Below are 24,926 nucleotides of genomic sequence, written 5' to 3'. Positions count from 1 at the left end.
GGAGACACTGCCGTGACCACGACCGTCGACCACACCAATGACACCCAATCCGGCTCACTGCTCGAAGCCCTCACCACCCGTGTCCCCGAAATCGCCTACGGCTTCGTCGACATCGCCGCGATCGCGGCCGAACCGGGCATCGGCACCAAAATCGCCGTCCGCGCCACCATCGCCGGGGTTGATCCTGTCGGAGCCTGCATCGGGCGAGCTGGACTACGCATACGAGACGTCGAACGCGAACTCGGCGAACACATCACCATCGTCGCCCATCACAGCCAGCCGCTGCTTTTCATCCAAAACGCCGTCGGAGTCCCCGTCGTCGCAGCCGACATCACCGACCCCATCCGCCGCCACATCACCCTCACCATCGCGCCCGGCGTCTACTCCCGAGCCATGGGCCGCGCCGGCGGCAACCTGCGCCTGGCCCGGGCCTTGACCGGCTGGTCCATCCGCCTGCTGCCCGCCACAAGGCCAGAACTGATGTGCCACAACACTGCTCGAACCGACAAGGAATCCGCATGACCGCCAACGCCACCGGCACCCAGGCCCACGTGATCACCATCGCGATCGACGAAATCGACGACCTACCCGACGAACTCGTCGAGAACCCGCCCCCGACAACAGCAGCCGGACGACCGAACGTGTGGCGGACCTGGCGGAGCGTTGTGGGCAACCCGCAGCTGCGGCGCGTCCTTTTCCGCGATCTCATCAAACCCGCACTGCTGTCCACACTCGCCGCAGCCTTCACCGTGGAGCTCGCGCGGCACACGGTGCAACTCGCCGCCACGATGGGCACGGTTGACACGCACGCCAACCCCGGTCACACCGTCATCCGGGCCGCAGCATCTGTCGCCCTGTCCTCGCGAGCACTGCTGACCGCGCTCACCCACACCAACGCCCCGGCAACCTTACTCATCGTCGTTGTAGTGACCGGACTGATTCGCGCACTGATGTCGGGGGAATTCAGTGCGGCACAAGCTATCCGCAGCACCGCCCGCCTGATCATGCCCGTGTCCTTTTCGCTGGACCTGATCACGCTGAGCGCGAACCTGACCCTGCCAACGGCAGTGTGGGCCGCACCGTGGCTCGCCTACATCGCGATGTTCGCAATTCTGTTGGCACCGTGCGTGATCAACGCCAGACGCGTCACGCTGTACGGCACCGACGCCGTTCTCATGCCCTGGACTGGCGTGCGATGAGCGCCACCGTCAGCATCCCCGCCGCGCGGCCCTGGCTGCCGCAGCTGCTGTCCGGCCAACCGCACCAAGTGGTCGGCCCCACCGACAAGCCCTATCTGAAACGCTGGTACCTCTGGCCCCAAAATCGTTGGTGCAACGGATATCTACACGCATTCTTGCGCTCGGATGACGACCCGGAAATGCACGATCACCCCTGGGATTTTCTCACCCTGATCCTCAAAGGCCGGTACACCGAAATCACCCCCACCACGATGGTCGTCCGGCGGGCTGGGGCGATCGCGTACCGCCGCGCGACCTGGCGACACCGCGTAGAGCTGCACACCGACCGCCGTGACTGGACCTGGCAGATTTTCAGCGACGGCCGCCCCACCGAGCGGCCCTGCTACACCCTGGTCATCACCGGGCCTCGGCGCCGGCCGTGGGGATTCTGGTGCGCCAACGGACAATTCATCCCCTGGCAGCAATTCGGACCCGGTAGCTGCGGAGCATCGGCCACCGGCGAGGCCAAATCATGACCGCCGCCCTGCTGGCCCCCACACCAGCACCGCGCACCAAGCCGATCACCGCCGCGCCCGCGACGCGTGAACTGATCGTGCTCACCGACGACGGCACCCGACTCGCCGTGCGCGACTACCACCCGGCCAACGCCGAAGTCGCGGTGGTTCTCACGCACGGCTGGTGCCTGTCCCGAGAAAGCTGGGATCGCCAGCGCCGCTACCTGATCGACCAATGGGGCCACCGCGCCCGGGTCATCGACTACGACCACCGCGGCCACGGCCGATCCGATGCCGCAACCGTCGCCACCGCCACCCCCGCGCAGCTCGCCGACGACCTGGCCACCGTCATCACCGCCCTCAACGTCACCACGCCCCTGGTCCTAGCCGGCCACTCGATGGGCGCGATGTCCGTCCTGGAGTTCATGGCCCGAGACCACCGCCCCGTCGAGCCCGGCGGCCTGGTCCTCGTGGCCACAGCCGCCCACCACGTCGCCGAACACGGCCTCGGCCGAATGCTCGCCACCCCGGCCACCGGCACCCTGCACCACCTGGTGCCCTACCTTCCCGACCACATCCTGCGGCGCCTGGTCGGCCCCGTATGCGCCGCCGTCGGACGCTGCGTGCACTGCGGCGGCGACGAACAGGCCACCCTGTGCACGCTCGCTGCCTCCGCGATCGCCCGCACCCCACTGTCGACCGCCGTGGGCTTCCTGCCCGGCCTGCGCAGCTACGACGCCTACCGGGCACTGAGCACCATCACCGCCCACACCGTCGTGGTCTCGGGCGGATTGGACCTGCTCACCCCCGCTGTCCACGCCCACGAAATGGTCGCCGCCATCGACGGCGCCGAGCACATTCACCTGCCTCACGTCGGGCACATGGTGCTGACCGAGGCCGCCACCGCCGTCAACGACGCACTCGGGCGCGTCCTGCACAAATGCCTCCGGAGCAACCCATGACACCACGACCGCCGCTGGACGTGACAGCCAACCTCCCCGCGCTGCTGCTCGGACTGCGCTGGCTCTACGACACCGAACAGCCCGCCACCGCAACCCAGAACCCTCGCGGACAACACCTGCACACTCCCGCCGGCCGCACGCTGCATTTCATCCCCGCCGGCACCGCCGGACACGCACTCCTGGTCATCGTCGCCGATGCACTCGAAGCCGCACCAAACGGTCACCCCGCGGCCAACACCCTGTCGCCGGGGGAGCTGGCCGCGTTCGCGGACCTGCTCGAGGATTTGGGCGAACCCGTGCTGTCCACCTACAACGGATACCCCGGAACGACTGCCGCGCTGGCGCTGAGCCGACCCGCACACCCCACTCTGCTCGCCGCGGTCACACGATTCACCGACCGCCCGCACCTGCACCACCTCGACGACGCCTGCTTCTGCTTCTGGTACCTGGGCCAGACCGAGGGAACGGTCGGATTAGCCGAACTGAGCCAACATGCGCACGCTTACCGCTCCGAGACCACTGCCCTGACCGCCGCCGCACGCAACTACCTCACGACCAGCGGACCCGCCCCAAATGCACAGGGCCCCAGCAGAGTTGCCCGACAGCGCCGCCGACATTCCATCCGCCGCACATCGCACGATGGCCCAACAACACAGCGGAGCGACCGTACCTGCCACCGAAATCCACCATCGAGCGGACAACGCAACTGTCCTGACTCACCTCGAAAGGAGCAGAGCTGATGAGCGCGCAACAGCGGGCCAGGGGAAAAGACATGCGCAAGCTGTTCAAAAGCCTCCAATCCCACGGCCTCACGATCCAGTGCAACAAAGCGCACTGGCTCATCTACGACGCCAACGGCACGTATCTCGTCTCCACGTCGGGCACACCGAAGGACGAGCACAACGCATGCCGCCAGATCGTGCGCAGCCTAAGGCGCTACCACGGCATCGAGATCGAAATATGAACGCGCCCAAGCCCATGCGCACACGCACCTGAGCCGAACAACAACGAGCACCACTGAACCGAACCGCGACACCAGCCCGCACCCATCAACGAACCCCAGGAGACCACATGTCCAATCACCATCGCCGCCGCAGCAACGCCATCCCGGTGCGCCAATTCCTGGCCACCGGCAGCACCATCGCCCGCTCCGACAACCCGGCCCGGTACGGCAGCGCCGCCACCGCCCTGACCGCCGCCACCGCCGTGGCACTGGCATTCACCCCAGCCATCGCCCACAACAGCCCACCGGCCCTGCACATGCCCACCATCACCGCGCCCGCCATCCACTTGAGTGCGCTGGTGGACCCCGCCGCCATCACGACGCTGCAGAACGCGATCACCGCCCAGCTCGCCAACCTGGACTCCACGATCGCGACGGTCGTCGCCGTACCCGGTCAGACGCTGGCCGCGGCCACAGCGGCGGCAGCATCCCTGAACACCACGTTCTTCCATGCTCTCGCCGCCGCCGCAGGAAACAACCCCCTGCTGGCACAGGCCGTGACCTCGCTGGGCAACCTCACCGGAGGCGGCCTGACCGCGCTGGCAGGCACCGTCACCATCGCCGACAACACCGTCGTCCTGAGCACCGAGCAAGTCTCGACCCTTCTGACCACCACCCTGACCGGCGCGGCCGCCACCGCCGCACTCGCGCTCTCGGGCGCGGCCGCCAACCCCTTGTCGCTGGCCGGCCTCGCGGCCGTCGCTGACGCCCCGTTCACCATCGCCGGGCAAGCCCTCAGCGCGGTCATCACCGCCGCCGCCGACCTCGGCGCCAACGCGATCGGCTTCGCCGCGAGCCTTGTCACCACCGCCACCTCCCAGATCAACACCGTGCTGACCACCGTCAACAACCTCGTCTCGGCGGCAGGGCAGGCCAGCGGCAGCAACATCGTCGACGGGGTCCTCACCGCGGTCCAGGCCGTCGTTTCCGCCCCCATCAGCGCTCTGCTGGCCGGAGTCAGCGGCGGCGCCACCACCCTCGCCGACGCGGCGACCACCGTCGTCAGCACCCTCGGCGGCGCCGCCCAAGACCTCAACAACATCTGGCTGGGCGGCCGCACCGGCAACGGCGCTATCCAGGCAATCATCAACGAAATCGCCTCCGGGCCGGTAGATATCGGCACCTACGTCGCTGCCCTCACCACACTCACCCAAGCAGCCGTCACCACCATCACCAAACCTGTCACCACCCTGTTCGCCGGAACCGCGACGTTGCCGTTCACGATCGGCGCCGACCTCGTGAACACCGGCGCACACATCGCCACCGCACTCGTCAACGGGGTCGCAGGACTGGCCGCCGGCGTCGGTCAAGCCATCGGTCTGCCCCCCGGTTTGGTCGGCACCATCTACACCATCGGCAAGGCCGTCAACGCCAGCATCAACCTGGCCGCGTCCGTGGTCACCGCCGGTCTGAACACCGCCGCCACCCTGCTCGGCGGCCTCACCCACGCCACCGGGTTGATCACCCCGGCCGCCGCCGTACCGGCCACCAACACCACGCTGCTGACCGTCCCCGCACCCAAGACCACCACCGCAGCGTCCGCGCCGACACAGGCCACCAAGGGAGCCAAGGCCACCACCTCGCCATCGCCCACCGCTACGCCGACGTCCACCGCCGCGACCGTCGACGAGCCGACCACGACCACCGCAAAGTCCACCCCCGCAAAGAAGGCCACCACCACGGCCACGCCCGGAACCTCCAGCGCCGCACCAACACCGGCCACCTCGGCCGCGCCGAACGACACCGACGCACCAGGCACCCGACCCACCAAGGCCACCGCGAAGCCGACCAAGAAGGACACCTCCGACACCACCGCGCCCACGGGTAAGCACGCCAGCGGCGCCACCGCACAGCCCAGCAACGGCAAAGGGACCGGCAAGCACGCCGCCGCATCCACCGGTAACCACGGAGGCGGGAATGCCTGAGCACGCAGAATCCACACCCGTTTGGGCACAACCACTTCCAATGGCGATCTCAACGGCCTGCACCGACTCTCCCCTGATCGCCACCGGCGAACAGGGGAGAGGGCGCGCACACTCCCGCAAGAGCGCCGCCGCCGCCGCCGAGCTCCGCCGGCAAGGCGCGGGGTCGGCCGCCAACGCCCTCGTGGGAACAGTGTCGGTTCAACGTCAGTACCCGCGCGGCCACCAAGCGGTGTGCACCAACCGCATAGCCACCCGACGGCGGCTGCTGCGCGGATTCGCCGTCGCCGACGCGTACCACCACGCCTCCCAAACCGGTTGTGTCCCTGCCACACCGCTCTTCCCGCCACGTATCACCACCGCCTAACCACGCTGAAGGCACTCAAGTGACCCCGCCAACCTTGCTCGCTCTCACCGCCCCCCTGCCGCTACACCCGGCTCACGCAACCCACGCCGGCAGCGGCGGGGGACTGGTCCAGCACTTTGAGCACACGTTCGTCAGTGCCCTCGGCTGGTACAGCGGACGGGCCCTCGTCGAGCAGCTCGGCCTGGCCGCCATCGTCATCCTCGGCTGCGGCTATCTAGCTTGGCGATTCACCAAGGGCCGCAACAACACCCGCTCCACGAAGACACGCCCATGACCACCACGTTGGCCCGCGCCAGCCTCGACGCCGCTCTATCGGCCGGCCTGCGCTGGCTCTACCTCACCGAGCAAAGCGACGACGCCCTCGTCGAGCATCGTGGCGCCCGCATCGCGGCGGTGGGCAGGCACTTACGATTCCTGCCCACCGCCGCCGACGGCCGCCCCCTCATCGTGGTGGACGCCGACCTGCCACGCTGGGCAACCACGACAACTCACCGGCCTGCGAACCCCCTGACGGACGACGAATTAGCCACCATCGCAGACGAATTGACAGACGTCGGCGTCCACCCCGGTGAATGGCACTGCCACACGATCACCTCCACGATCGTTCTCGGCACCCCCGCACACCACTCTCTGCGCGCGGCCGTCGCCCGCTACGCCAACGGCTGTCCGTATCACCACGACCTGGTCTGCGACGCCCCGATCAAAGACGGAGGGCAGGCCTGCCCCTGGCACACCCGAGGTCACCAGGCGGCCATCTGGCCGACACTCACCGACGCCGACCTCGCGGCCGCCGCACTGTCCCCACACCCCAACCTGTTCACCCGACCCGCACCGGAGGACAACTGATGATCAGCTTGCCCGCAACCCAACCACTGATCCCGGTGACCGACCGCGCGAACTTCCTGCTCGACGGCATCATCGGAGGGCAGTGGTTACTAGACGAAGCCCGGTACCGCACCACCATCCACAACGGGACCGCGCTGATCGCGGAGCTGCTGTGCGACGATCCTGGCGAACGCTCAACTCGCACAGCGCAATTCCTCGTTGCCGCACCGGAGTTGGTCCGTGAGCTTCTCCACGCGCTCGGGCGGGCGCAGGCACTCAACGGCCGAGTCCGCGCCGTGGCCGAACACTGGAAAGACATGCAGTGCGCGGAATTCCGGTACGCGGCCGCCGAACTCTTCACCACGCTCGACGAATTCGGCGACCGGACCACAGAAACGATGCCATGACAGCGCCGCCGTCGGCCACTGAGCGCGAGAACGGCCACCACCGACTGTCTCGCCCTACATCGACACCTAGTGGTTCCGCCGGCCCGCACTGGCTCGCGCCCGTAGCGCATGACCGATCGGCCGGAGGGCCCCTATGACCGTGCACTTCCAAGACAGCACTGTCACTCTTCACTGCGGACGTGCCCTGGACAGCGCCCGAGACCTGCCCGACGAATCGGTCAACTGCATCGTCACCAGTCCGCCGTACTACAACCTGCGCGACTACGGAATTGACGGCCAGTACGGAATGGAACGCACGCCAGGGGAGTACGTCGAGAACCTCCGCACCCTGTTCACCGAACTGCACCGTGTCCTGTCGCGGGACGGAACGCTGTGGCTCAACCTCGGCGACACCTACTCCGCTCGCGCTGACGCCTCAGCCGGGCCCACTGCAGGCCGGGGACGCCCCCGCGTCATGCCGGGCCGGTCCAATACGACCGCCGGCATCGGTCCCAAGCAGAAGCTCGGCCTGCCCTGGCGTGTGGCACTCGCGCTGCAGGACACCGGGTGGATTCTGCGCAACGACATCGTGTGGCACAAGACCAACGCGCTGCCCGAGTCGGTGAGCGACCGCCTCGCTAGCCGCCACGAGTACCTGTTCCTGTTTGCCAAATCGCCGCGCTACTGGTTCGACCTCGATGCTATTCGCCAGCCGCAGCAGTCCCTTCATGAACGACACGAAGGACGCAGCGGATACCGCGAGGACCACCCCAGTGCCGGCGGTATCGAGACCCGCTCCCTGCACCCGCTTGGCGGCAATCCCGGCGACGTGTGGGACATCCCCGCAGGGAAGTTCCCCGGAAAGCACTTTGCCGTGTATCCCGTTGCCCTACCCCAAAAATGCATCCTGGCCGGCTGCAAACCAGGCGGCACCGTGCTCGACCCATTCAGCGGCAGCGGCACCACCGGACTAGCAGCCCAGCGAACCGGACGTCGCTACATCGGCATCGACATCAACGCCGACTACCTCGAAATGTCGCTGCGTACTCGGCTTCGCGACGCCCCGATCGACTTCGACGCCGAACACTCCCTCGCGGGACCCACCACCGGGCGGCGACCCGCATGAGCCCCTCGGACGCCGCCCGGGCCGCACGCCGGCAACAAGCCAGCGCCGACCGGCGCTGGCGCAACTTGTGCCGCGCCTTGGGCTACCCCGACCCCGACACCATCACCCAGGAGAGAACAATATGGTCAAGCGCACAGATCCCAACCAGACGGATCTTTTTGACTTATTCAACGGGGACGGTGACGGTGACGAGCCCAGAGATAGCGCAGATCGTGGCGCAGACCTACGACGGCCCGCTCCAACTGCCACCGGAATGGAAGCCGCAGCAACGCCAGAACTTCCTGGACGAGGAAGCGAGCCGGATCAGCGTCCAGGTGGACGACCTGGCAGCGGAGCTGGCCGCGGCCACGATCAAACAATGGACCCAGGACAAGGGCCAACACCCGGACTATATGACCACCGTGGGGATGCACAACACAGCACGCCTGCAGGCGAAGGAAATCGTGCTGAGCCAGGAGCTTTACAGCCTGATCCCGGAGGAGCCCGACGAGCCGCCGACACTACTGGGCCAGGACTACACGCCGCCGGTGCCGCGCAGTCAACTGCCGTGGGATCAACGATGGACCCGGCCGGACTATCGCACCGAGCCGACCGAGGACCTCGAGGAACTGACCGCCCACCTGTGGCCGGACCCGGCGTACTCGGCGGTGTTCCGCATCAAAGCCGCCTACCTGCTGGCCAGCCGAGCCGAGGACGGACTGGCACCGCCGACCGACCCGGACAGCCCCCAAGCCCACGAGCTGGCGCAGCTGGTGTATCGCGACCTACGCGAGGACGGCCTGCCCGAGCGGTAGAGGCCCAGCGGTCCCTGTTCGACGACCTGGACCAGCCCACCGACCCGCGCACCATCGACCCCGGCGGCACCCCGCTACCACCAGCGCAACGCGACGCGCCCGCCGCCGCATCCGTCGACACCCCCGCCGGCGAGACGACCCCGGCCGCCGCTGTCGAGGAACTCGCCGCCGAGTCGGCCACCGTAGCCGAGGCCGAACCGGCACCCGCTCCCGCGGCTGAAGAATTCCTCACCCCCACCGACTTTCCCGCCAGCACCGAAACCCTCGTCCCGTCCGGGCCGAAAGCCCGCGTGCGCGCCAACATCGCAGCTCTTGAGCTCCTGCACACTCTGCAGGCCGCCGCACGTCCAGCCACGCTGCCCGAACAGCGTGTCCTGGCCGCCTGGTCCGGGTGGGGCGCTTTACCGCAGGTTTTCGACCTCCGCAACGACGACTTCGCCGCCGAGCGCGAACAACTGCAGAAGTCGCTGACCAAAGAGCAGTACCGCAGCGCCGAAGCTTCGATTCTCAACGCCCACTACACCGACCCCGCGCTGTCTCAGGTCATCTGGCAAGCGCTGCAGCAAGCAGGTTTCTCCGGCGGACGCGTCCTCGAACCCGGCTGCGGCAGCGGCAATTTCATCGCCCATGCACCCGACGATGCGGTGATGGTCGGCGTGGAAAGCGATCCGATCACCGCCGGCATCGCTGCGCTGCTCTACCCGTCAGCGCAGGTGCGAAGCGAAGGTTTCGAAACGACCCGCGTCCCGGAGGCCTCGTTCACCGCGACCGTCGGCAATGTCCCGTTCGGCCGCTACGCCCTCACCGACCCGGCCCACAACCCGGCACGCCTGAACATCCACAACCATTTCATCGTCAAATCGCTCGCGCTCACCGCTCCAGGCGGGTACGTCGCGGTCCTGACCTCGCGGTACACGATGGATGCGGCCAATACCACCGCACGCAAGATCATCGCCGAATACGCCGACCTGATCACCGCGGTACGCCTGCCCTCAAACGCGTTTTCCCGCGTCGCCGGCACCCAAGTCGTCACCGACCTGCTCGTGCTGCGCCGCCAAGACCCCGACGCCCCACCCCGCACCGAGCTACCGACATGGGTCAACACCGTCGACCACGACCTGATCGACGACACCACCGACGCCGCCGAGACCGTGCCGCTCAACAGCTTCTTCGCTTCGCACCCCGATCACGTCCTGGGCAGTATCGAACTGGGACGAGGGCTACACGGGTCGCCGTCGATGACCGTGCGCCCCACCCCGGGCGTCGACCTCGTCGACGCGCTCGCCGAGCGCCTGCACGCCGCGATCGGGGCCGCGGTGCAGCGCGGCTACGGCCTGACCGCCACCGCCGCCGACCTCACCGACGTCTCGCCCGAGGTCTTCGATCCCGGTTTGATCACCGAGGCCAACAGGAAACGCGAGCCCGACCTTTACACGCTGCGGTACAACGAGGCCGATCAGCGCATCGAGCATTGGACCGGTGACCGCTGGGAGCCCGCCAAGACCCCCAAGACCCTCGTGGCAGAAACGCGCGAGCTGATCGGGCTGCGCGATGTCGCCGTCAGCCTCAACGCCGCCCAACGTGACGGCCGCTCGGCCGCCGACCGGGCCGTGCTGCGCGGGCACCTCAACACCCTGTACGACAACTACGTTCGCCGTCACGGCCCGATCAACCGGTTCACCCTCGTACAGCGCACCCTCACCCAAAAGCAACACGATGACCGCCTCGCCAAGCTGGAAAAAGAGTGGCGCGAAGACGAAGGCACCCCCGGGCGCCCCTACCGCGGCGCGGTCCCCGAGGACCTTGCCGCCCAATGGGAAGAACAGGCCTCCAAACCGCTCAGCCCGGTCATGCGCCGCCGCCACCTCGATGGCGGCATGCGATACGACCCCGGATGGGGACGCGTTGCCTCCCTGGAGATTTTCGACGAGGACACCGGCACCGCCACCAAAGCCGCCATCTTCTCCACCGATGTCCTGATCGCCCCGATCGAGCGCACCACCGCCGATACGCCCGAAGAGGCGCTCGCGATGAGCATGGACCGCACCCAGCGCGTCGACGTCGAACTGATCGCCTCGCTGCTGGGCGTGGACATCGCCGATGCCCGCGACCTACTCCACGGACTGGTCTACCCGAGCGTGCACGACCCCGAGGAATTGGTGCCGGCGACCACCGCCCTGTCGGGCAACGTGCGCACCAAGCTCACCGCGGCGCTCGCGGCCGCCGAAACCAACCCCGCCTACAACGGCTACGTCCGCGCGCTCCAGGCGGCCATGCCGCCGCAGCGCCAGGCCGAAGACATCAGCGTCCGGGCCGGAGCGCCATGGATACCGGCGGCGCTGGTGGCCGCGTTCGCGGAGAAAACCTTCGGCGTCACCGACGTCACGGCCGAACACCTCGGCGGCCGCTGGGTGGTCGAAGTCCCGTCGCACAAGCGCCACGGCCGGTTGATGTGCGACGAATTCGGCTTGGACCAAAAAGGATTCGACGCGGTCAGCCTCCTGGAGGCGGCGTGCAACTCCAAGTCGGTCGTCGTCACCGATGACGATGGTGTCCTGGTGCCCCAGGCGACGTTCGCCGCCCAGGCCAAGATGACCCGGATCAACGAAGAATTCGCCCGCTGGCTCTGGAGCGACCCGCAGCGCACCGACCATCTCGTGGCCGAATACAACCGACGGTTCAACTCGCTGCGGGCACCGGTCTATGACGGCTCGCACCTGCAATTCCCCGGCATGTCCAATCGGTACACCCCGCACTACTATCAGCGAAATGCCGTGGCCCGCATCGTCTCCGAGCCATCGACGCTCATCTCGCATGTTGTCGGTGCCGGAAAATCCGGGACCATGTTCGCCGCCGCGATGGAGCTGCGCCGCCTCGGCCTTACCCGCCAGCCCTGGCTGGTAGTGCCCAACTCCATCATCGAGCAAGCCGGTCGCGAAGCCCTGCAGTGGTATCCGGCCGCCCGAGTGCTGGTCGGCGCGGCCGCGACCACCGAAGACGGACGCCGCCGCTTCATCGCCCAAACCGCCTCCAGCGAATGGGACTTGGTGATCATCCCCGAATCGGCCTTCGTCAAGATCAACGTCTCCAAAGAGATGCGCCTGGACTACATCGAAAACCAACTCGATGCACTGCGCACCCAACTCGACCACGCCACCAGCGACCGCAGCAAAAAACGTATCGAACTGGCCATCAAGAACGCCCGCACCCGCCTGGAGAACCTGCAGGCAGCCGCATCCAAAGACCGGGGCATGCGGTTCGAGGAAACCGGGTGCGACTACTTGCTAGTGGACGAGGCGCACAACTACAAAAACCTTGCCCGCCAATGCAATATCGAAGAACTGTCGTACGCCAAAGGTTCGCAGAGATCCGAAGACCTGGCCCTCAAACTGCTGATGCTGCGGCAACGCCGCCACGATGAGGCCCTGTCCAAAGGCATCCCCGAACATCGCGTCGTGGAACGCGTCGCCAGCTTCGCGACCGGAACCCCGATCGCCAACAGCTTGGGCGAATTGTGGGTCATGCAGCAGTATTTGAGGCCCGACATCCTCAAAGACGCTGGTGTCTACGACCTGGGGGACTGGGGAGCGGCGTTCACCACCACCACAACCAGCATCGAAGTCAACACCACGGCCACCCGCATGCGACCGGTCACCCGAGTCGGGAAATTCACCAATCTCCCTGAACTGGTTGCCTTGTCATCGACGTTCACCGACGTCGTGACCCGCGACATGGTGCCCGTCCAACTGCCTCCGCTGATCACCGGTCAGCGGCAGGTCATCAAGCTCGAACCCGACCTCGAAGTCAAAGACTTCATCGCCGACCTCGGGCACCGACTGGAAAGCCTCGACCCGCGCAACCCGCGCCGAGACAACCCGCTCAAAATCAGCACCGATGGCCGCAACGTCTCCCTCGATCCCCGGCTGGCGCACCTGCCCGCGCCCAAACGCAGCCGCTCGGCCGCCGCCGCCGAACTCATGATCGACATCGACCGCCGCTACGCCGACCGCGAATACACCCACCCCGAGACCGGGCTGCCCGCAGGCACAGGCGCACTGCAGATCGTGTTCTGCGACCGCGGCACCCCGTCCCAAAAACCTGGCCAATTCACCATCTACCAGAGCCTCAAAGACGAACTCATCGCCCGGGGCATGCCCGCCGACAGAATCCGGTTCGTGCACGAAGCCCGCAACCCGCAAGAGATGAAATCCCTTTTCGCGCAATGCAATAGGGGCGATGTCTCCGTATTGGTTGGTAGCACCGAGAAGATGGGCACCGGCGTGAACATCCAAGCGCGCGCCGCCGCGCTCTACCACCTCGATGTCCCTCACCGGCCGTGTGATTTGGAACAGCGCGAAGGACGCATCCGCCGCCAGGGTAACCAAAACCTGGACGGCATCAGCATTTTCACGTTCGTCACCGAATCGACCTACGACACGGTCATGTGGCAGCGCATCCAAGCCAAGGCCCTGTTCATCGAGCAGATGCAGCGCAACGATGTCACCGACACCGAAATCGACGACATCGAAGACCACCCCGGAGGAGACATCGGTAGCGCCGCCGCCGAAACCAAAGCCATCGCCACCGGAGACCCACGATACGTCCGTCAAGTCGAGCTCGACGACAAGGTCAAACGCCTCAGCGCCCTGCAACGCGCCCACGACCAATCGACCCGCAGCCGCGACTGGCAGGTGCGCACCCTCGAAAGCTCAATCCCCAAGACCCAGAAGGCCATCGAAGACCTCGCACCGATCGCTGCCGCCGCAGACAAGCGCATCGAAGCCGGCGGCCCGCCACGCATCCAGATCGGTACCAACACCTACACCGAACGGCCCCCGGCCGCCCAAGCCCTTGCCGAAGCGTGCCGCCGCGCCTACGCGGCAGGAAAAGACCGCGGCGCCAGCCGTTACGAACCACTCGGGGTCAGCATCAACGGCCTCGAACTCCTCACCGCCCGCGACCTGGCCAACGACCAACTGCTCATCCGCCTCGCCGTTGCTTCCCGCACCACCGACATCGACGGCCTCGAACTGATGTCCACCGGATCAGGACTCGGCGCCGACGTCAACGGCCCCAAGCAACTCGGACTGCTACGCAGGGTCGAAAACCTCTACAACGGCCTGCCCGAGCACCAGCTGCGCATCCAACGTGACCTGGCCCGCGACCAAGCCGTCCTCGAGGACCTGCTCGACAACCCACCGCAGCCCTTCGAGCACGCGGCCGAACTTAGCGACGCCAAAGCCGAACTCAGCACCCTCACCCTTGAGCTGCGCATGGCAGCCGACTCACCGGAGGCCAAGGCACGCGCGGCGGCAGCCCAACAGCGCATGGAGGCACGTGGCCGCAAACCCGGCTGGTCCCTGTTGCTCAACCCGACACCAGAAGTGCTGGAGGAAAGCGGTTTCCCCACCGCCGACGCACTGCGCCGCGCCATCAGAACCAGGGAACGGATGCGCCTTGAAACCCGCGACCACGACCTTGGTCGTGGCCCGGAAACGCCCGGCCATGACCTCTAAACCGGTGTGGTGGTGTGGTGTTGCGGGGTAAAAATTCTCCCCGCAACACCACACCACTCACTGCGTTCTGTGCTGCGGATGCCAGCGTGTCGTGTGCGGCGGCAGGCCGGAACATCGCTGCCGGGCAGCCCGCTTAGACCTCGTAGCCGCCGGCTGCCGCGTCCAACGAGGCCGCCGAGGACTGTGCCGACTGCTGCGCTTGCCGCGCAATGGCCAGTACCTCGCTGGCCTTCCCGTGAACGAACTCTGCCATCTGCTCCTGGCCCGACGCGCTCTTCAAGCCGGGCGCCAGCGCACGCACCCCGTCCTGAAGCTGTGCCCTCACGGTCCGCAGCTTCATATGGGCCTCCTGCGCTGAGGTGTGAGCCTGCGTCACCGTCCTGAGCACCGCGTCGTCGGCTCTGACCCGCTTGTCGTGAGCGGCGCGCAGGCGAGCGTCAGCTTCCGTTGCGGCCGTGGCCGCCGCGCCGCGTTGATCGCCCGCAGGAAGTACGGTTCCAGGGGCGTAGTGCTGCCCGTCCACGCTGTTGTGTGGGACCCACACGCCGGGAGCGATCTCGTCGTATCCGTACGGCCCCAGCGCACCCGGCGGCCTCAGCTCAGGCATCGGATGCGGGGCGTCGGAAGTCCCGTGCAGGTCGTCGAGGGCACCACGGCTCAATGAACCGTCGGCGTTCGGTGGTGGTGTCGGCTTGGGGGGCTCATAACCCAGCGGGGGAGGGCCAAGCTGATCTGACGGCACCGGCGCCGGGCTCGGGCCGGGCGCGCCGCCCCCTGGGCGGTCCTCACCCAGCAATACGCCGATGCCGCGTGATAACTCGGCCACCTGGTCTTCCCAGAACCCCACAACCCGACGATAGTGCGCAACTCACGCGGTCGCCAAGCGGCGTACCCAACTACCTCGCGGTATGAGTCGCCGCGCAAAGCGGGCATATGTCGCCGGCGGCGGGGCAGTCCCAGCCGAGGGACTCCAGGTAGGTGGTCAGCAGTGCGTCGCACTCGCTATCGGCGATCGGCTCGTCAGCAATCAGCCGAAGCGGCACGGCCGATGGACAGGTTTCGCAACGGGCGGTCACAGCGCGGCTGAACTCACCGGCGATCACCACCACACCGTCCGTGTGCTGGATGTGCTCACCTTCGCGCACGATCTTGGCACTCATGCTTTCGAAACCCCTGTCCGCGAGCCTTATTGGACACCGCCCTAAACGGCGGCGGTCACCAGATGCGGTCGGGGAGTGGGCGGATTGAGGACACCGGACACCGCGTCCAGAATTGCTCCGACGTCGGAGCGGTAGACCTCGCTTTGAGCCCGGAAACGCAGTTGGCTGCCCGCACGCGCCAGCAGATACGCCCTCCAGCCTGCGATGGCATCAGCTGTCGACGCGGTGGGCCGGCCCGCGGTATCGAGTGCGCAGACGCCGATCATGTCGCCGCTACTCAACTGCGCGCGCAGAACCCCTGGACCGGCGACCTCGACAGGCGTCCCGATAAACGCCTCGAGTGTCGCTCGGCACCGGTCGTCCGAGCCGACGGCACCACCGAATGCCATGGTCATCTGCGGCCCCCATCCCAACATCATTTGTGATCAATCGATGCGTGTGACGTTAGAAGCACGCCAGGCCTGCGGTCCATCAACGCAGCCACATTCACCCATGGCACCGTTGGTTCCCGCGGCGGCAGCGCGTGCTGACTTGTGGTGAATCCACCTGTGTTGATGGATATTTCAATGCGGCGACCGCTATGCATGTGCCTATGACATCGCCTGAATCGTTCTCTGACTCATTGGACGCGGCTCGCGGCGCAATCACGCGGGCGCTGTCCGCTGGGCCGCAGGACCGTGACCGCTACGCCGCCAGTGCCCGCGACAAGGCCCTCGCCGTCCTGACCAACCCGGACAGCACACCCGAGCAAAAATCGCTGGCACGGCAGTGCATCAGGCAAGCCCGCTCGATCACCGGAGACCTGCAACGGTCACTGCCCAAGCCCTCACGTGACCAGTCTCTTGCCGAAGGCCACGAGCTGCCCGGGCTCTGAACAGCACTCGCAGACCGGTTCGGCCATCATTGCGCCGCAACCAGATTCGCGCAATCCTAGTTAGCTTTTCCCTGAGCGAGCCCGGCACGGCCCACGAGGTCTTCGACAACCCCCTGCAAGACCCTATGGATCGAAAGCTCCGCAGTCGCGAGCTGGCCGTAGTCCTGATTGAACAAACGCTGGGATGCGATCCGCTGCAAAACGTCGTCGATGCGCACGGCCGGGAGCGCGACGCGCAATCGCCGCGCGGAGAGCTCGACTCGATCTATATCTCGCTCAGTTCGACTGATTCTGTCCATGTTTCAAGCGTATTGGCACACGCGAGTGCTCTGAACACTATTTTGGACCGGCCGTGGCCCCGGCCCGGGCACGCATCGCATCACGACGCAGGGCCGCCGAAAGACCGGGGCTGTCTGTCAGATCAGCCACCGTATTCAGCGTTCGCGCGATCCGGGACAGCAGCGCTGGGGGAGCGGCGATCGGCCCGGCCGTGTGGTCGGCCTGAATGAGGCCGGCCAATGACAGAAGCTGGGCGACCTCGCTAATCCGTGACTGTCGGTCGGCCTCGTCGATCGGTGCGTAGCTTCCGAAAAACTGGATCGCTTCGCCGAGCGCCGCGATCAGACGACCGAAACTTGCAACGCTGATGCGCGCGGTCCGCGCGAGGTCGAATAGGTTCTCCCCGGGTGCCTCATCGGCGAAGGTGGCGACCAGGTGGTCGGCGAGCTCGTCGAGCGCGTCGCTGTCGAGAAACTTCTGCGCCGTGCGCTCGGTGACACCGATCTGCTTGGCGGCGGCCTGGTGACGTTCAGCCACATAGGCCTCTGCCGCGGTGACCGTCAAGGACATGCCACGGTCTCGTACACGGGCCACCAAGCCCTCGGCCGATTTGCGCAGCCACGCGGAATTCATTCTCGAGTCCTCATCGCTTCGGCCCGCTCCAGCGGGGTGCTCGGAAGCGTATCGGGCGTGGCGACCCGGGCGATTCCCTCGGCGATCGCCGTGTCGATCGCGCCGACAGCCCACCCCCGCAAGATGCTCTCGGGTGCCTTGTCCCATGGGGTGTCCAGGTCGACCGTCACGATCACCGGCACGGGCAGCGCAAGGGCCTCCAGCTGCTCCCTGACCGCAACAGCAAGCCGCTCGCCATATTCGGCAAGTTCCTGCCGCTGAAGGGCTTCGAGCTGGGCCCTGAGGGCCTCGATCGCATCGAGCGCCTCTTGTTCGGCCGGGTCCGCCGCGAACGCGAACCCGTCAGGATCGTCGCGGGCTGCAGCGAACGCCGCCTCAATCTCTTCAGCCGTCGGTTCTGGCGGGGGAGGACCGTCAATGACCTCGACACCCCGGTCCAGGTAGTAGCGTCGCATCTCCTCGGACAGTTCGTGACCGGGGTAGCTGTAGACGTGTCCCGGATTGATCGCGTCTTCTCGCCGCGAAAGTTCCGCCTCGGCGGCGTCGAGGTCGTCAAACCACGACGACGAGTCCGTGTCAAACAGAATGCGTTCGGGATTCAGGGTCACCTTGACCGGCTCGGTCCGGTGCCGCCACAGATTCCATTCGTCCGGGCCCACCGTGGCCGTCAGTGCCTGCCGGATCACGTCGGCCTCCCATGAGCCGGGGCGTCCCGCGAGAATCCGTTCCGTGCCACCAACGTTCGCCGCGGCGCCGGCCAGGGCGTGAGTGACGAACTCCGCCCAGTCGATCGCCAGGGCGGCCCGGGGATCCGGGTTCGGTTCCCAATCGCCCGAACTCGTTTGCCGCATAGGCTGATTCGTCAAATGCGCGGCCTCGGTCAAAACTGCGATGGCATCCTGCAGCACTTCGCTGTAGGGTCGCGGATCGCCGATGTTGGTCTCAGTCAGATACCCGCTGTCGAATAGTGCGGCCGACAGGACGTTCCGGTACGGCTGCCCGGTGACCCTCGCGATGGCAGTGAGGTTGTCGAGGTCCGGCAAGTTCCGCAACGTCTCGGTGCGCCAGTTGTTCAACCCGCGCCGGGTGACGCCGATGCGCCGCGCCAATTCGGTATCAGCGACACCGTGCGCGGCTTTGTATCGGTCGATGAGGGCACCGAGGCGGGTTGTGGTGGTGGCCATGCCGCCAGTATGGCGCTTACCTCAAGCTGTGTCTACTAACAGTTCCCACTACTGTAAACTAATAGTTTACCGTCGCGCTTTGTTGGCGAACTCGTTGGCGCACCAAACCCTTCGAGATTTCATCCCCGTACTGAACGCTTCACTGCCGATGTCCACGCCGCGAAAAACGTTGACCCGTCGTTGAACTGGCCGCTCATAGGGCGTCGCGCTCAATACTCGCGACGATGCGATCGGCAAGGGCTGCCGCGCTCATCCCCGATTCGGCGTGGTGGGTCGTGGCTCCAATGACCCACGAGGCGGGTTCGAACGTATCGAAGAACACGTTGAGGTCGACAGCGCGGCCGTGCTCGTCTTCGTCAATCTCACACACCCCGGCATAGCCGTTCTCGTCAGCGGCATCGTCATTCGCGTGGGCCGTCCACCCCCGTGAATAGAGTTCGGCGGCAAGAGATTCGGCTGTTGCGTGCAGCTCGCTCATGGTTGTGGACTTTCTTTTCAAGCGTGAAAGGTGGGGGTGAGGGCGGCGGCGATGATCTTGCTGTCGCGGGTGGCGATACTGAGATTGCGGCGCAGCGCCTGGGCGACGATGACGCGGTCGAAAGGGTCCCGGTGGGCCCAGGGGAGTCTGCCGGCCAAGATAGCGTCAGCTGCGTCGATCGGTAGCTCGGTGATGCTCATGTTGGTCATGATCTCTGACCAGGCCGACAGAAGGGGTTCACCGGCGATCTTGCCGAGCCGGGTCTTGATCGCGATTTCCCAGGCTGAGGCAGCGGTCACGTGCACCGTAGTGTCCGGGTCGGACAGTACTTCCAGTGCTGATGGGTCGACCTGCTTGGGTGAGCTCACCAGCCAGAGCAGCGTATGGGTGTCAACCAGCACGTTCACGAGGCGGAGCCGTCCCATGCGTCCAGCTCGGAATCAGGCAGAGCATCGTCAAAGTCGTCCGGTATCAGCATATTTGGCAATTGGCCGAAGGTGCGTGCGACCGGATTGATGGGCACCAGCTTTGCGACGGGACGGCCGTGGTTGGTGATGATCACCGACTCGCCGGTGCGTGTGACATCACCGAGGATCGCGTTGAACCTGTTCTTGGCTTCCGTGCTGCTGACGGCGTTGTCCATGCCGTCAGGCTAGCACAGGGCGCGCTATTCACGCTAGACGGACTAGCGCCGCTAGCGGAAGGCGACATAATATCTATTATCGGTAGCTGAGCTAACTAGTTAACTGACAACGCAGGCGCCGCATGTAATACCTAGACGCCACTGTCGTTTCTCAATTTATCGAGCACCTTCTCAATTTGCGGGTGCCTGCTCGGGAGCTGCTGTCGAGTTGGCTCGCGCCTGAACCGAGCACCGCGTCGTGTCCGCATATCTAGATTTTGGGCCCACAGTCGTTCTGGGCACCTGTCTCGTGGTGAGATTCGTTCCGTCGACCGGATGGCAGCCCAGCCATCCGCACCGCCGCGACTAACCCTCAACTGTCCGTTCTCATTGAATCTGGGGCACATTTACTAGTCTGACCTGCATTGCCCCAGATTGGATGAGAATTTCGATCGCGACGTTTCTCATTGAATCTGGGGCTACCCTGCTTCCGCGCCCGGCTGCGAGCGCAGCAGGGTAGCCGGAATGGTCTCCTGTCGATTCCGTTGGCTCGGGTACGTCTTCGGTATAACTACTGTGATCGTGTCTCTCGTGACACACGATCATGATTCTGTGGTGCGCTCGCTCGTGTTGGTAGTTCGGGTGCCGGCTGCGGCCTTTGAGCACCTTGGCCACCGCCCGTTTTAGATTGTCATAGCGGATACGGGCCGGGACATCACCAAAGTGGTTGAACGCCAACACATGCCGATGCAGGAGCGCCTCCTGGCCCTGAGTGGTGAAGTTGCTCCGAGCTAGAGGGCGAACGCTCCGCCTTTGATGAGGATGAGGGCCCCGATTGTGATCAGTGCAACGGGCAGAACGATGTGGCCCCAGCGTGAGAGTGCTTTGGCGATGATCGGGTGGGAGGCGAAATATCGGCCGGCCGCGCACCAGATGGCCACACCGATGAGGAACACGATGATGTAAACACCGATGGTGGCGATCGTTGAGACGGCGAAGATCGGAACGTACACGCCGATGTTGTCGCCGCCGTTGGCGAAGGTGATGACTGCGACCTGCCAGGTGCCAGGCGTCAACAGTGTTGCGGGATCATCGGTCGGCGCCGGTTGGGTGCGGCGATCCCGCCAGGCCAGCCATGCCGCCCGCAGCCCCAACACGATGGGCAGCAGCCCGAAGTACGGCAGTGCGGCTGGAGGAAGCAGCGTGGCACCCAGGAGTGCGCCGCCGACCGAAACTGCCAAGATGGCGGTGAAGCCGAGGTACTGACCGGCGGTCACTCGGATGGCTGCGCCACGATGACCGGGCGCCTGGCCGAACATCACCGCGAGGACCACGATGTCGTCGATATTGGTGATGGCGAAGGTGGCGATCGCCTGAACGAGTGTGGCTGGGCTCAGCACGGCCAATGCGACCAGCTTCGAGTGAAATCCCACCGCATCGGGTGAGCCTACTGCTCAGCAGGCCCCGCGCTCCCGCGCACCAACGACCTCCAGTGGGGCGGAAATTCATGACGACTGCCGGGGTCAACGGACTTGACGAAATACATGCCTCCGGTGCCACGGAGGTGGCTCCTAGAGGTATCGACATACGTCATCGGCGCTGCATGATTCCGGGTCGACGCTTTCGGCGCCCTGCCGCAGCCGGGCGATGGTCTCGCGCAGTGCCACCAGTGCGCTGATCTGCTCGTCGAGGTCGGTCAGTCGGATGTCGAGCAGGTCGCGCACGTGCGTGCACGGCGCGTGGCCGCTGTCACGGATGTCGAGGATCTGCCGAATCTGGGCGAGGCTGAACCCGGCGGCCTGTCCCCGTCGGATGAAGCCGACCCGGGCGATCGTGTCGGCGGCATAGTCGCGATACCCCGCCGGGGAACGTTCGGCGGGCGGGAGCAGGCCTTCGTCTTCGTAGTAGCGCAGCGTCGCGGTGGTGGCCCCGGTCGCCTCGGCGAGCTTCCCGATTCTCACGATGTCTCCTCAGAACACTTGACCTTCAAGCCTACTTGAAGGTCAAGGATGGGTGCATGAGTCAGGGATTGGACCTCGCGGTCATCGGTTCCGGCGGCGCGGCGATGGCCGCGGCGATCCGCGCTACCGCGCTCGGCAAGTCCGTCGTCATGATCGAGCGCGGCATCTTCGGTGGCACGTGTGTCAACACCGGCTGCGTGCCGTCAAAGGCCCTGATCGCAGCGGCCGAGGCCCGGCATACCGCAGCCGACACTGCCCGGTTCCCGGGGATCGCCACCACGGCCGGCCCGGTGGACATGGCGGCCCTGATCGCCGGCACGCACGATCTGGTGGAGTCGCTGCGCTCAGAGAAGTACCTCAACGTGGCCGAATCGTATGGCTGGCAGCGCATTCAGGGCCAAGCGCGGTTCGCCGGAACCCCGGACGCGCCCGTCATCGAGGTCGGCGATGCCACCATCGAGGCCGAGCACTACCTGATCGCCACCGGCGCGAACCCAGTCATCCCGCCCGCATTCGAGGGCGTCGCCTACCTGACCTCGACCACCGCGATGGAAGTCACCGAGGTCCCGGAGTCGCTGCTGGTGATCGGCGGCGGCTACGTCGCGTTGGAGCAGGCGCAACTGTTCGCCCGGCTCGGGTCAACGGTGACGGTGCTGGTCCGCTCCACGCTGGCATCGAAGGAAGAGCCGGAAGTCGGCATGGCGCTGCTGGAGGTGTTCGCCGACGACGGCATCCGGGTGGTGCGCCGCGCCACGGTGAGCGAGGTCGAGCAGGCCGACGATCAGGTCACGGTCACCGCGACCATCACCGGCGGAACGCAGCAGTTCCGTGCCGCGAAAGTCCTCGTCGCCACCGGCCGCCGTCCGAACACCGACGGCCTGAATCTCGAAGCGGTGCAGGTCAAAACCGGCGAGAACAACGAGGTCGTGGTGAGCGACGGGCTGCAGTCGTCGAACCCACGGATCTGGGCGGCCGGCGACGTGACCGGGCACCGCGAGTTCGTCTACGTCGCCGCCCATCACGGCGCGATGGTCGCCGACAACATCTTCACCGACGCCGGCCGCAGGGTCGACTACCGCCATCTGCCCCGCGTGACGTTCACCAGCCCCGCGGTCGGTGCGGCCGGGACGACCGAGGCCGAGCTCCTCGCCGCCGGGACACGGTGCGACTGCCGGGTGCTGCCGCTAAAACATGTGCCGCGTGCGGTGGTCAACCGAGACACCCGCGGTTTCATCAAACTCGTCGCCGACGCCGGCACCGGCCGCATCCACGGCATCACCGCCGTCGCCAAGGATGCTGGCGAGATCGCCGCCGCCGCGGTCTACATCCTCGACGCCGCGATGACCGTCGACCAGGTCGCCGGGTCCTGGGCCCCGTATCTGACCATGGCCGAAGGCATCAAAATCGCCGCCCAGTCCTTCAGCGCCGATATGTCCCGACTGTCCTGCTGCGCATCCTGACGCATGGCTCACTCGAAAGGTTCCTGATGCCCAATTTCCTTGACCGCCTGACCATTCCGGAAGAGTCCGGGCTCGACCCGACGATGCTGGTGCCGTTGCTGCGGCTGCTCGCCGCCGGCGAGCCGGTCACCGTGGAGGCGCTCGCCGCGGCCGTCGGCCTCCCGGTTGACGAGGTGACCCGGCGTCTGGCCGCGGTACCCGACACCGAATACGACGAGCAGGGCCGCATCGTCGGCCAGGGCCTGACCCTGCGCCCGACCCGCCACCGATTCACCGTGGCCGGCCAAGAGCTCTACACCTGGTGCGCCCTGGACACCCTCATCTTTCCCACCATCCTGGACCGGCCCGCCAGCATCGAATCCGAATCACCCGTCAGCGGGCACCCGATCAGGGTCTCGGTCGGCGAAAACGGTGTCACCAGCGTGCAGCCCGAGACCGCGGTGGTCTCGCTGGTCAACCCCGACGACCTCACCTCGATCCGGTCCTCATTCTGCAACCAGGTGCACTACTTCACCTGCGCGCAGGACGCCGCGCCGTGGCTCGCCGAGCACCCCGAAGGTCAGATCGTCAGCGTCGCTGAGGCCCACCAACTCGGCGCAGCCCTGACCACACAAATCCTTACCCAGCTCCATACCCCGCCAACTGCCCACCCCGGCTGCTGCAGCTGACCAGCCGCACCCAACCTGATGAGGAGAAATCAATGAATCAACGTCCACGAAGAAATCCCGTGCTGCTGGGTGCGGCAGCGGTGCTGGTGACGGCCCTGTGTTGCGCCGCGCCAGTCCTGATCGCCGGCGGCGCGCTCGCCGCCGTGTGTGGACTGCTCGAGAATCCATGGGTCATCGGGGCAGCCGTCGCGCTGCTGCTGGCGGCTGTGGTCGCCTTCGCCCGCCGCGGTCAACGCGGCGATCACTGCTGTCCCGCCGACAGCCATTCACCCGCGACGCACACGCTCGACGACCTGACGAAAGGAAGCATCGACAATGTCTGAAACGCGTTCGTTTACACCCCACAGGTGGGCGGGCGTTACGGCTGTGATGCTGGCAGCGGGCGCGCTGACCGCGTGCGGCCAATCGGCCCCACGTTTATCTGGGGTTAAATTCTAAATATTCGCCATTTATGCGTGTTGATCTGCGCAAATATCCAAGGGGACATGTACCCTTTTAGGGTATGAGGGCCAGAAAATCGTATGGTTTCTTGCGGCGTGGCGCGAAGTTGAGTGTTGTGCACCGGGGTAAATCTTTACCCCATGAAGCAACACGACGATCCTCAGGCCTTGGTCGAGGAGCTTGTCGCGCAACATGCACTGGTGTTGGGCGAATCGCACGGCGATTTGGCTGCTCGCCACGTGGAGGTTCCGGACCGTTTCGGCGATCAGGGCAGCAATGTGCGGTCGATTACCACGTCGTGCTCTGTGCTGGAGACTTTTTTGATGTCGAGACTTCGGCGACAACGACCCGATTCGACGTTGAAGGTCAAGGCGGGCAACGGAATGGGTGTGCTCCTTCTGGACGGGAAGGGGTCGCGGATCTATGTGCGCAAGCATCCCCGCAAGTACGACGGCAGCTTGATCGAGCCGGTGAAGTATGTACCCGGCGGGGAGCAGCTGAGCCTGGAAGAGGAACTTGGCCATCCGATCGGCGGCGAGGACGGCATCCCCGAGCCGCAGGGGTATCGCGAG

General features: G+C 66.0%; 29 protein-coding genes. 18 read left to right on the top strand and 11 right to left on the bottom strand.

Annotated elements, in window-relative coordinates:
* Positions 1-12 precede the first annotated feature (12 nt).
* The 14 genes from G6N59_RS29840 (at position 13) to G6N59_RS29775 (ending at position 14,594) form a co-directional block, all read left to right on the top strand.
* A complete protein-coding gene (locus G6N59_RS29840) occupies positions 13-522 on the top strand; it encodes a nucleic acid-binding protein (protein WP_163912254.1) in 510 nt (169 codons plus the stop codon).
* The gene (locus G6N59_RS29835) at positions 519-1,199 is read left to right on the top strand and encodes a hypothetical protein (RefSeq protein ID WP_138230785.1); all 681 of its coding nucleotides are present in this window, start codon (positions 519-521) and stop codon (positions 1,197-1,199) included. Before G6N59_RS29840 ends, G6N59_RS29835 begins: the two co-directional genes overlap by 4 nt.
* On the top strand, positions 1,196-1,714 hold the full coding sequence (locus G6N59_RS29830) for a hypothetical protein (RefSeq protein ID WP_138230784.1): 519 nt from the start codon (positions 1,196-1,198) through the stop codon (positions 1,712-1,714). The genes G6N59_RS29835 and G6N59_RS29830 overlap by 4 nt, the downstream gene beginning before the upstream one ends.
* On the top strand, positions 1,711-2,655 hold the full coding sequence (locus G6N59_RS29825) for an alpha/beta fold hydrolase (protein ID WP_138230783.1): 945 nt from the start codon (positions 1,711-1,713) through the stop codon (positions 2,653-2,655). Before G6N59_RS29830 ends, G6N59_RS29825 begins: the two co-directional genes overlap by 4 nt.
* On the top strand, positions 2,652-3,395 hold the full coding sequence (locus tag G6N59_RS29820) for a hypothetical protein (protein WP_138230782.1): 744 nt from the start codon (positions 2,652-2,654) through the stop codon (positions 3,393-3,395). Before G6N59_RS29825 ends, G6N59_RS29820 begins: the two co-directional genes overlap by 4 nt.
* Positions 3,395-3,619, top strand: a complete 225-nt coding sequence (locus G6N59_RS29815) for a hypothetical protein (protein ID WP_138230781.1) — start codon at positions 3,395-3,397, stop codon at positions 3,617-3,619. The genes G6N59_RS29820 and G6N59_RS29815 overlap by 1 nt, the downstream gene beginning before the upstream one ends.
* A gap of 107 nt (positions 3,620-3,726) precedes the next feature.
* Positions 3,727-5,583 (top strand): hypothetical protein, encoded by a 1,857-nt coding sequence (locus G6N59_RS29810; RefSeq protein ID WP_138230780.1) that lies wholly within the window; start codon positions 3,727-3,729, stop codon positions 5,581-5,583.
* Positions 5,584-5,623: 40 nt separating this feature from the next.
* Complete coding sequence (locus G6N59_RS29805) at positions 5,624-5,947, top strand: hypothetical protein (RefSeq protein WP_138230779.1); 324 nt, start codon at positions 5,624-5,626, stop codon at positions 5,945-5,947.
* A gap of 19 nt (positions 5,948-5,966) precedes the next feature.
* Positions 5,967-6,221 (top strand): hypothetical protein, encoded by a 255-nt coding sequence (locus G6N59_RS29800; RefSeq protein ID WP_138230778.1) that lies wholly within the window; start codon positions 5,967-5,969, stop codon positions 6,219-6,221.
* Positions 6,218-6,793 (top strand): hypothetical protein, encoded by a 576-nt coding sequence (locus tag G6N59_RS29795; protein WP_138230777.1) that lies wholly within the window; start codon positions 6,218-6,220, stop codon positions 6,791-6,793. Before G6N59_RS29800 ends, G6N59_RS29795 begins: the two co-directional genes overlap by 4 nt.
* Positions 6,793-7,179 carry a hypothetical protein gene (locus tag G6N59_RS29790; protein ID WP_138230776.1) on the top strand — a complete coding sequence of 129 codons (387 nt, stop codon included), beginning with the start codon at positions 6,793-6,795 and terminating at the stop codon, positions 7,177-7,179. Before G6N59_RS29795 ends, G6N59_RS29790 begins: the two co-directional genes overlap by 1 nt.
* A 133-nt stretch (positions 7,180-7,312) precedes the next feature.
* A complete protein-coding gene (locus G6N59_RS29785; RefSeq protein ID WP_138230775.1) occupies positions 7,313-8,284 on the top strand; it encodes a DNA-methyltransferase in 972 nt (323 codons plus the stop codon).
* 185 nt (positions 8,285-8,469) lie between these two features.
* Positions 8,470-9,078 (top strand): hypothetical protein, encoded by a 609-nt coding sequence (locus G6N59_RS29780; protein WP_138230774.1) that lies wholly within the window; start codon positions 8,470-8,472, stop codon positions 9,076-9,078.
* A 290-nt stretch (positions 9,079-9,368) separates the two neighbouring features.
* Positions 9,369-14,594 (top strand): helicase-like domain-containing protein, encoded by a 5,226-nt coding sequence (locus tag G6N59_RS29775; RefSeq protein ID WP_234884253.1) that lies wholly within the window; start codon positions 9,369-9,371, stop codon positions 14,592-14,594.
* A 133-nt stretch (positions 14,595-14,727) separates the two neighbouring features.
* Here G6N59_RS29775 and G6N59_RS29770 read toward each other — a convergent pair whose 3' ends face one another.
* The 3 genes from G6N59_RS29770 to G6N59_RS29760 are packed head-to-tail and all read right to left on the bottom strand — an operon-like array spanning position 14,728 to position 16,149.
* Positions 14,728-15,441: a DUF4226 domain-containing protein gene (locus G6N59_RS29770; protein WP_138230773.1), complete on the bottom strand. Its 714-nt coding sequence runs from the start codon at positions 15,439-15,441 to the stop codon at positions 14,728-14,730.
* A 49-nt stretch (positions 15,442-15,490) separates the two neighbouring features.
* The gene (locus tag G6N59_RS29765; RefSeq protein WP_138230772.1) at positions 15,491-15,754 is read right to left on the bottom strand and encodes a hypothetical protein; all 264 of its coding nucleotides are present in this window, start codon (positions 15,752-15,754) and stop codon (positions 15,491-15,493) included.
* A gap of 41 nt (positions 15,755-15,795) precedes the next feature.
* Entirely contained in the window at positions 15,796-16,149 is a 354-nt protein-coding gene (locus tag G6N59_RS29760; protein ID WP_138230771.1) for a hypothetical protein, read from the bottom strand.
* Between the two features lie 197 nt (positions 16,150-16,346).
* Here G6N59_RS29760 and G6N59_RS29755 point away from each other — a divergent pair, with 197 nt between their 5' ends.
* Complete coding sequence (locus G6N59_RS29755) at positions 16,347-16,628, top strand: hypothetical protein (protein WP_138230770.1); 282 nt, start codon at positions 16,347-16,349, stop codon at positions 16,626-16,628.
* Between the two features lie 56 nt (positions 16,629-16,684).
* On the opposite strand, the gene G6N59_RS29750 is transcribed toward G6N59_RS29755, so the two are convergent.
* The 8 genes from G6N59_RS29750 to G6N59_RS29715 form a co-directional block, all read right to left on the bottom strand.
* Entirely contained in the window at positions 16,685-16,927 is a 243-nt protein-coding gene (locus G6N59_RS29750) for a hypothetical protein (protein ID WP_138230769.1), read from the bottom strand.
* A 37-nt stretch (positions 16,928-16,964) separates the two neighbouring features.
* Positions 16,965-17,540, bottom strand: a complete 576-nt coding sequence (locus G6N59_RS29745; protein WP_234884251.1) for a hypothetical protein — start codon at positions 17,538-17,540, stop codon at positions 16,965-16,967.
* On the bottom strand, positions 17,537-18,724 hold the full coding sequence (locus G6N59_RS29740; protein WP_138230768.1) for a helix-turn-helix domain-containing protein: 1,188 nt from the start codon (positions 18,722-18,724) through the stop codon (positions 17,537-17,539). Before G6N59_RS29740 ends, G6N59_RS29745 begins: the two co-directional genes overlap by 4 nt.
* Positions 18,725-18,917: 193 nt before the next feature.
* Entirely contained in the window at positions 18,918-19,202 is a 285-nt protein-coding gene (locus G6N59_RS29735) for a hypothetical protein (protein ID WP_138230767.1), read from the bottom strand.
* A 17-nt stretch (positions 19,203-19,219) separates the two neighbouring features.
* Complete coding sequence (locus G6N59_RS29730) at positions 19,220-19,609, bottom strand: type II toxin-antitoxin system VapC family toxin (RefSeq protein WP_138230766.1); 390 nt, start codon at positions 19,607-19,609, stop codon at positions 19,220-19,222.
* The gene (locus G6N59_RS29725) at positions 19,606-19,845 is read right to left on the bottom strand and encodes a type II toxin-antitoxin system Phd/YefM family antitoxin (RefSeq protein ID WP_138230765.1); all 240 of its coding nucleotides are present in this window, start codon (positions 19,843-19,845) and stop codon (positions 19,606-19,608) included. The genes G6N59_RS29730 and G6N59_RS29725 overlap by 4 nt, the downstream gene beginning before the upstream one ends.
* A 770-nt stretch (positions 19,846-20,615) precedes the next feature.
* Complete coding sequence (locus tag G6N59_RS29720; protein WP_079481877.1) at positions 20,616-21,257, bottom strand: cadmium resistance transporter; 642 nt, start codon at positions 21,255-21,257, stop codon at positions 20,616-20,618.
* Between the two features lie 138 nt (positions 21,258-21,395).
* Positions 21,396-21,785 (bottom strand): heavy metal-responsive transcriptional regulator, encoded by a 390-nt coding sequence (locus tag G6N59_RS29715; RefSeq protein WP_005148625.1) that lies wholly within the window; start codon positions 21,783-21,785, stop codon positions 21,396-21,398.
* A 56-nt stretch (positions 21,786-21,841) separates the two neighbouring features.
* Between G6N59_RS29715 and merA the strand changes: the two genes are divergently transcribed.
* Genes merA through G6N59_RS29700 form a run of 3 tightly spaced genes read left to right on the top strand, consistent with a single transcriptional unit; the run spans position 21,842 to position 24,236 of the window.
* Positions 21,842-23,245: a mercury(II) reductase gene (gene merA / locus G6N59_RS29710; RefSeq protein WP_005148655.1), complete on the top strand. Its 1,404-nt coding sequence runs from the start codon at positions 21,842-21,844 to the stop codon at positions 23,243-23,245.
* Between the two features lie 26 nt (positions 23,246-23,271).
* Positions 23,272-23,913 (top strand): organomercurial lyase MerB, encoded by a 642-nt coding sequence (gene merB, locus G6N59_RS29705; protein WP_005148656.1) that lies wholly within the window; start codon positions 23,272-23,274, stop codon positions 23,911-23,913.
* A 32-nt stretch (positions 23,914-23,945) separates the two neighbouring features.
* A complete protein-coding gene (locus G6N59_RS29700) occupies positions 23,946-24,236 on the top strand; it encodes a mercuric ion transporter MerT (RefSeq protein ID WP_005148657.1) in 291 nt (96 codons plus the stop codon).
* The last annotated feature ends 690 nt before the right edge of the window (positions 24,237-24,926 follow it).

Source organism: Mycolicibacterium aubagnense, assembly GCF_010730955.1.
Taxonomy (GTDB): domain Bacteria; phylum Actinomycetota; class Actinomycetes; order Mycobacteriales; family Mycobacteriaceae; genus Mycobacterium; species Mycobacterium aubagnense.
The sequence above is the reverse complement of the archived record's forward strand: the minus strand, read 5'-3'. Positions and strand labels throughout refer to the sequence as shown.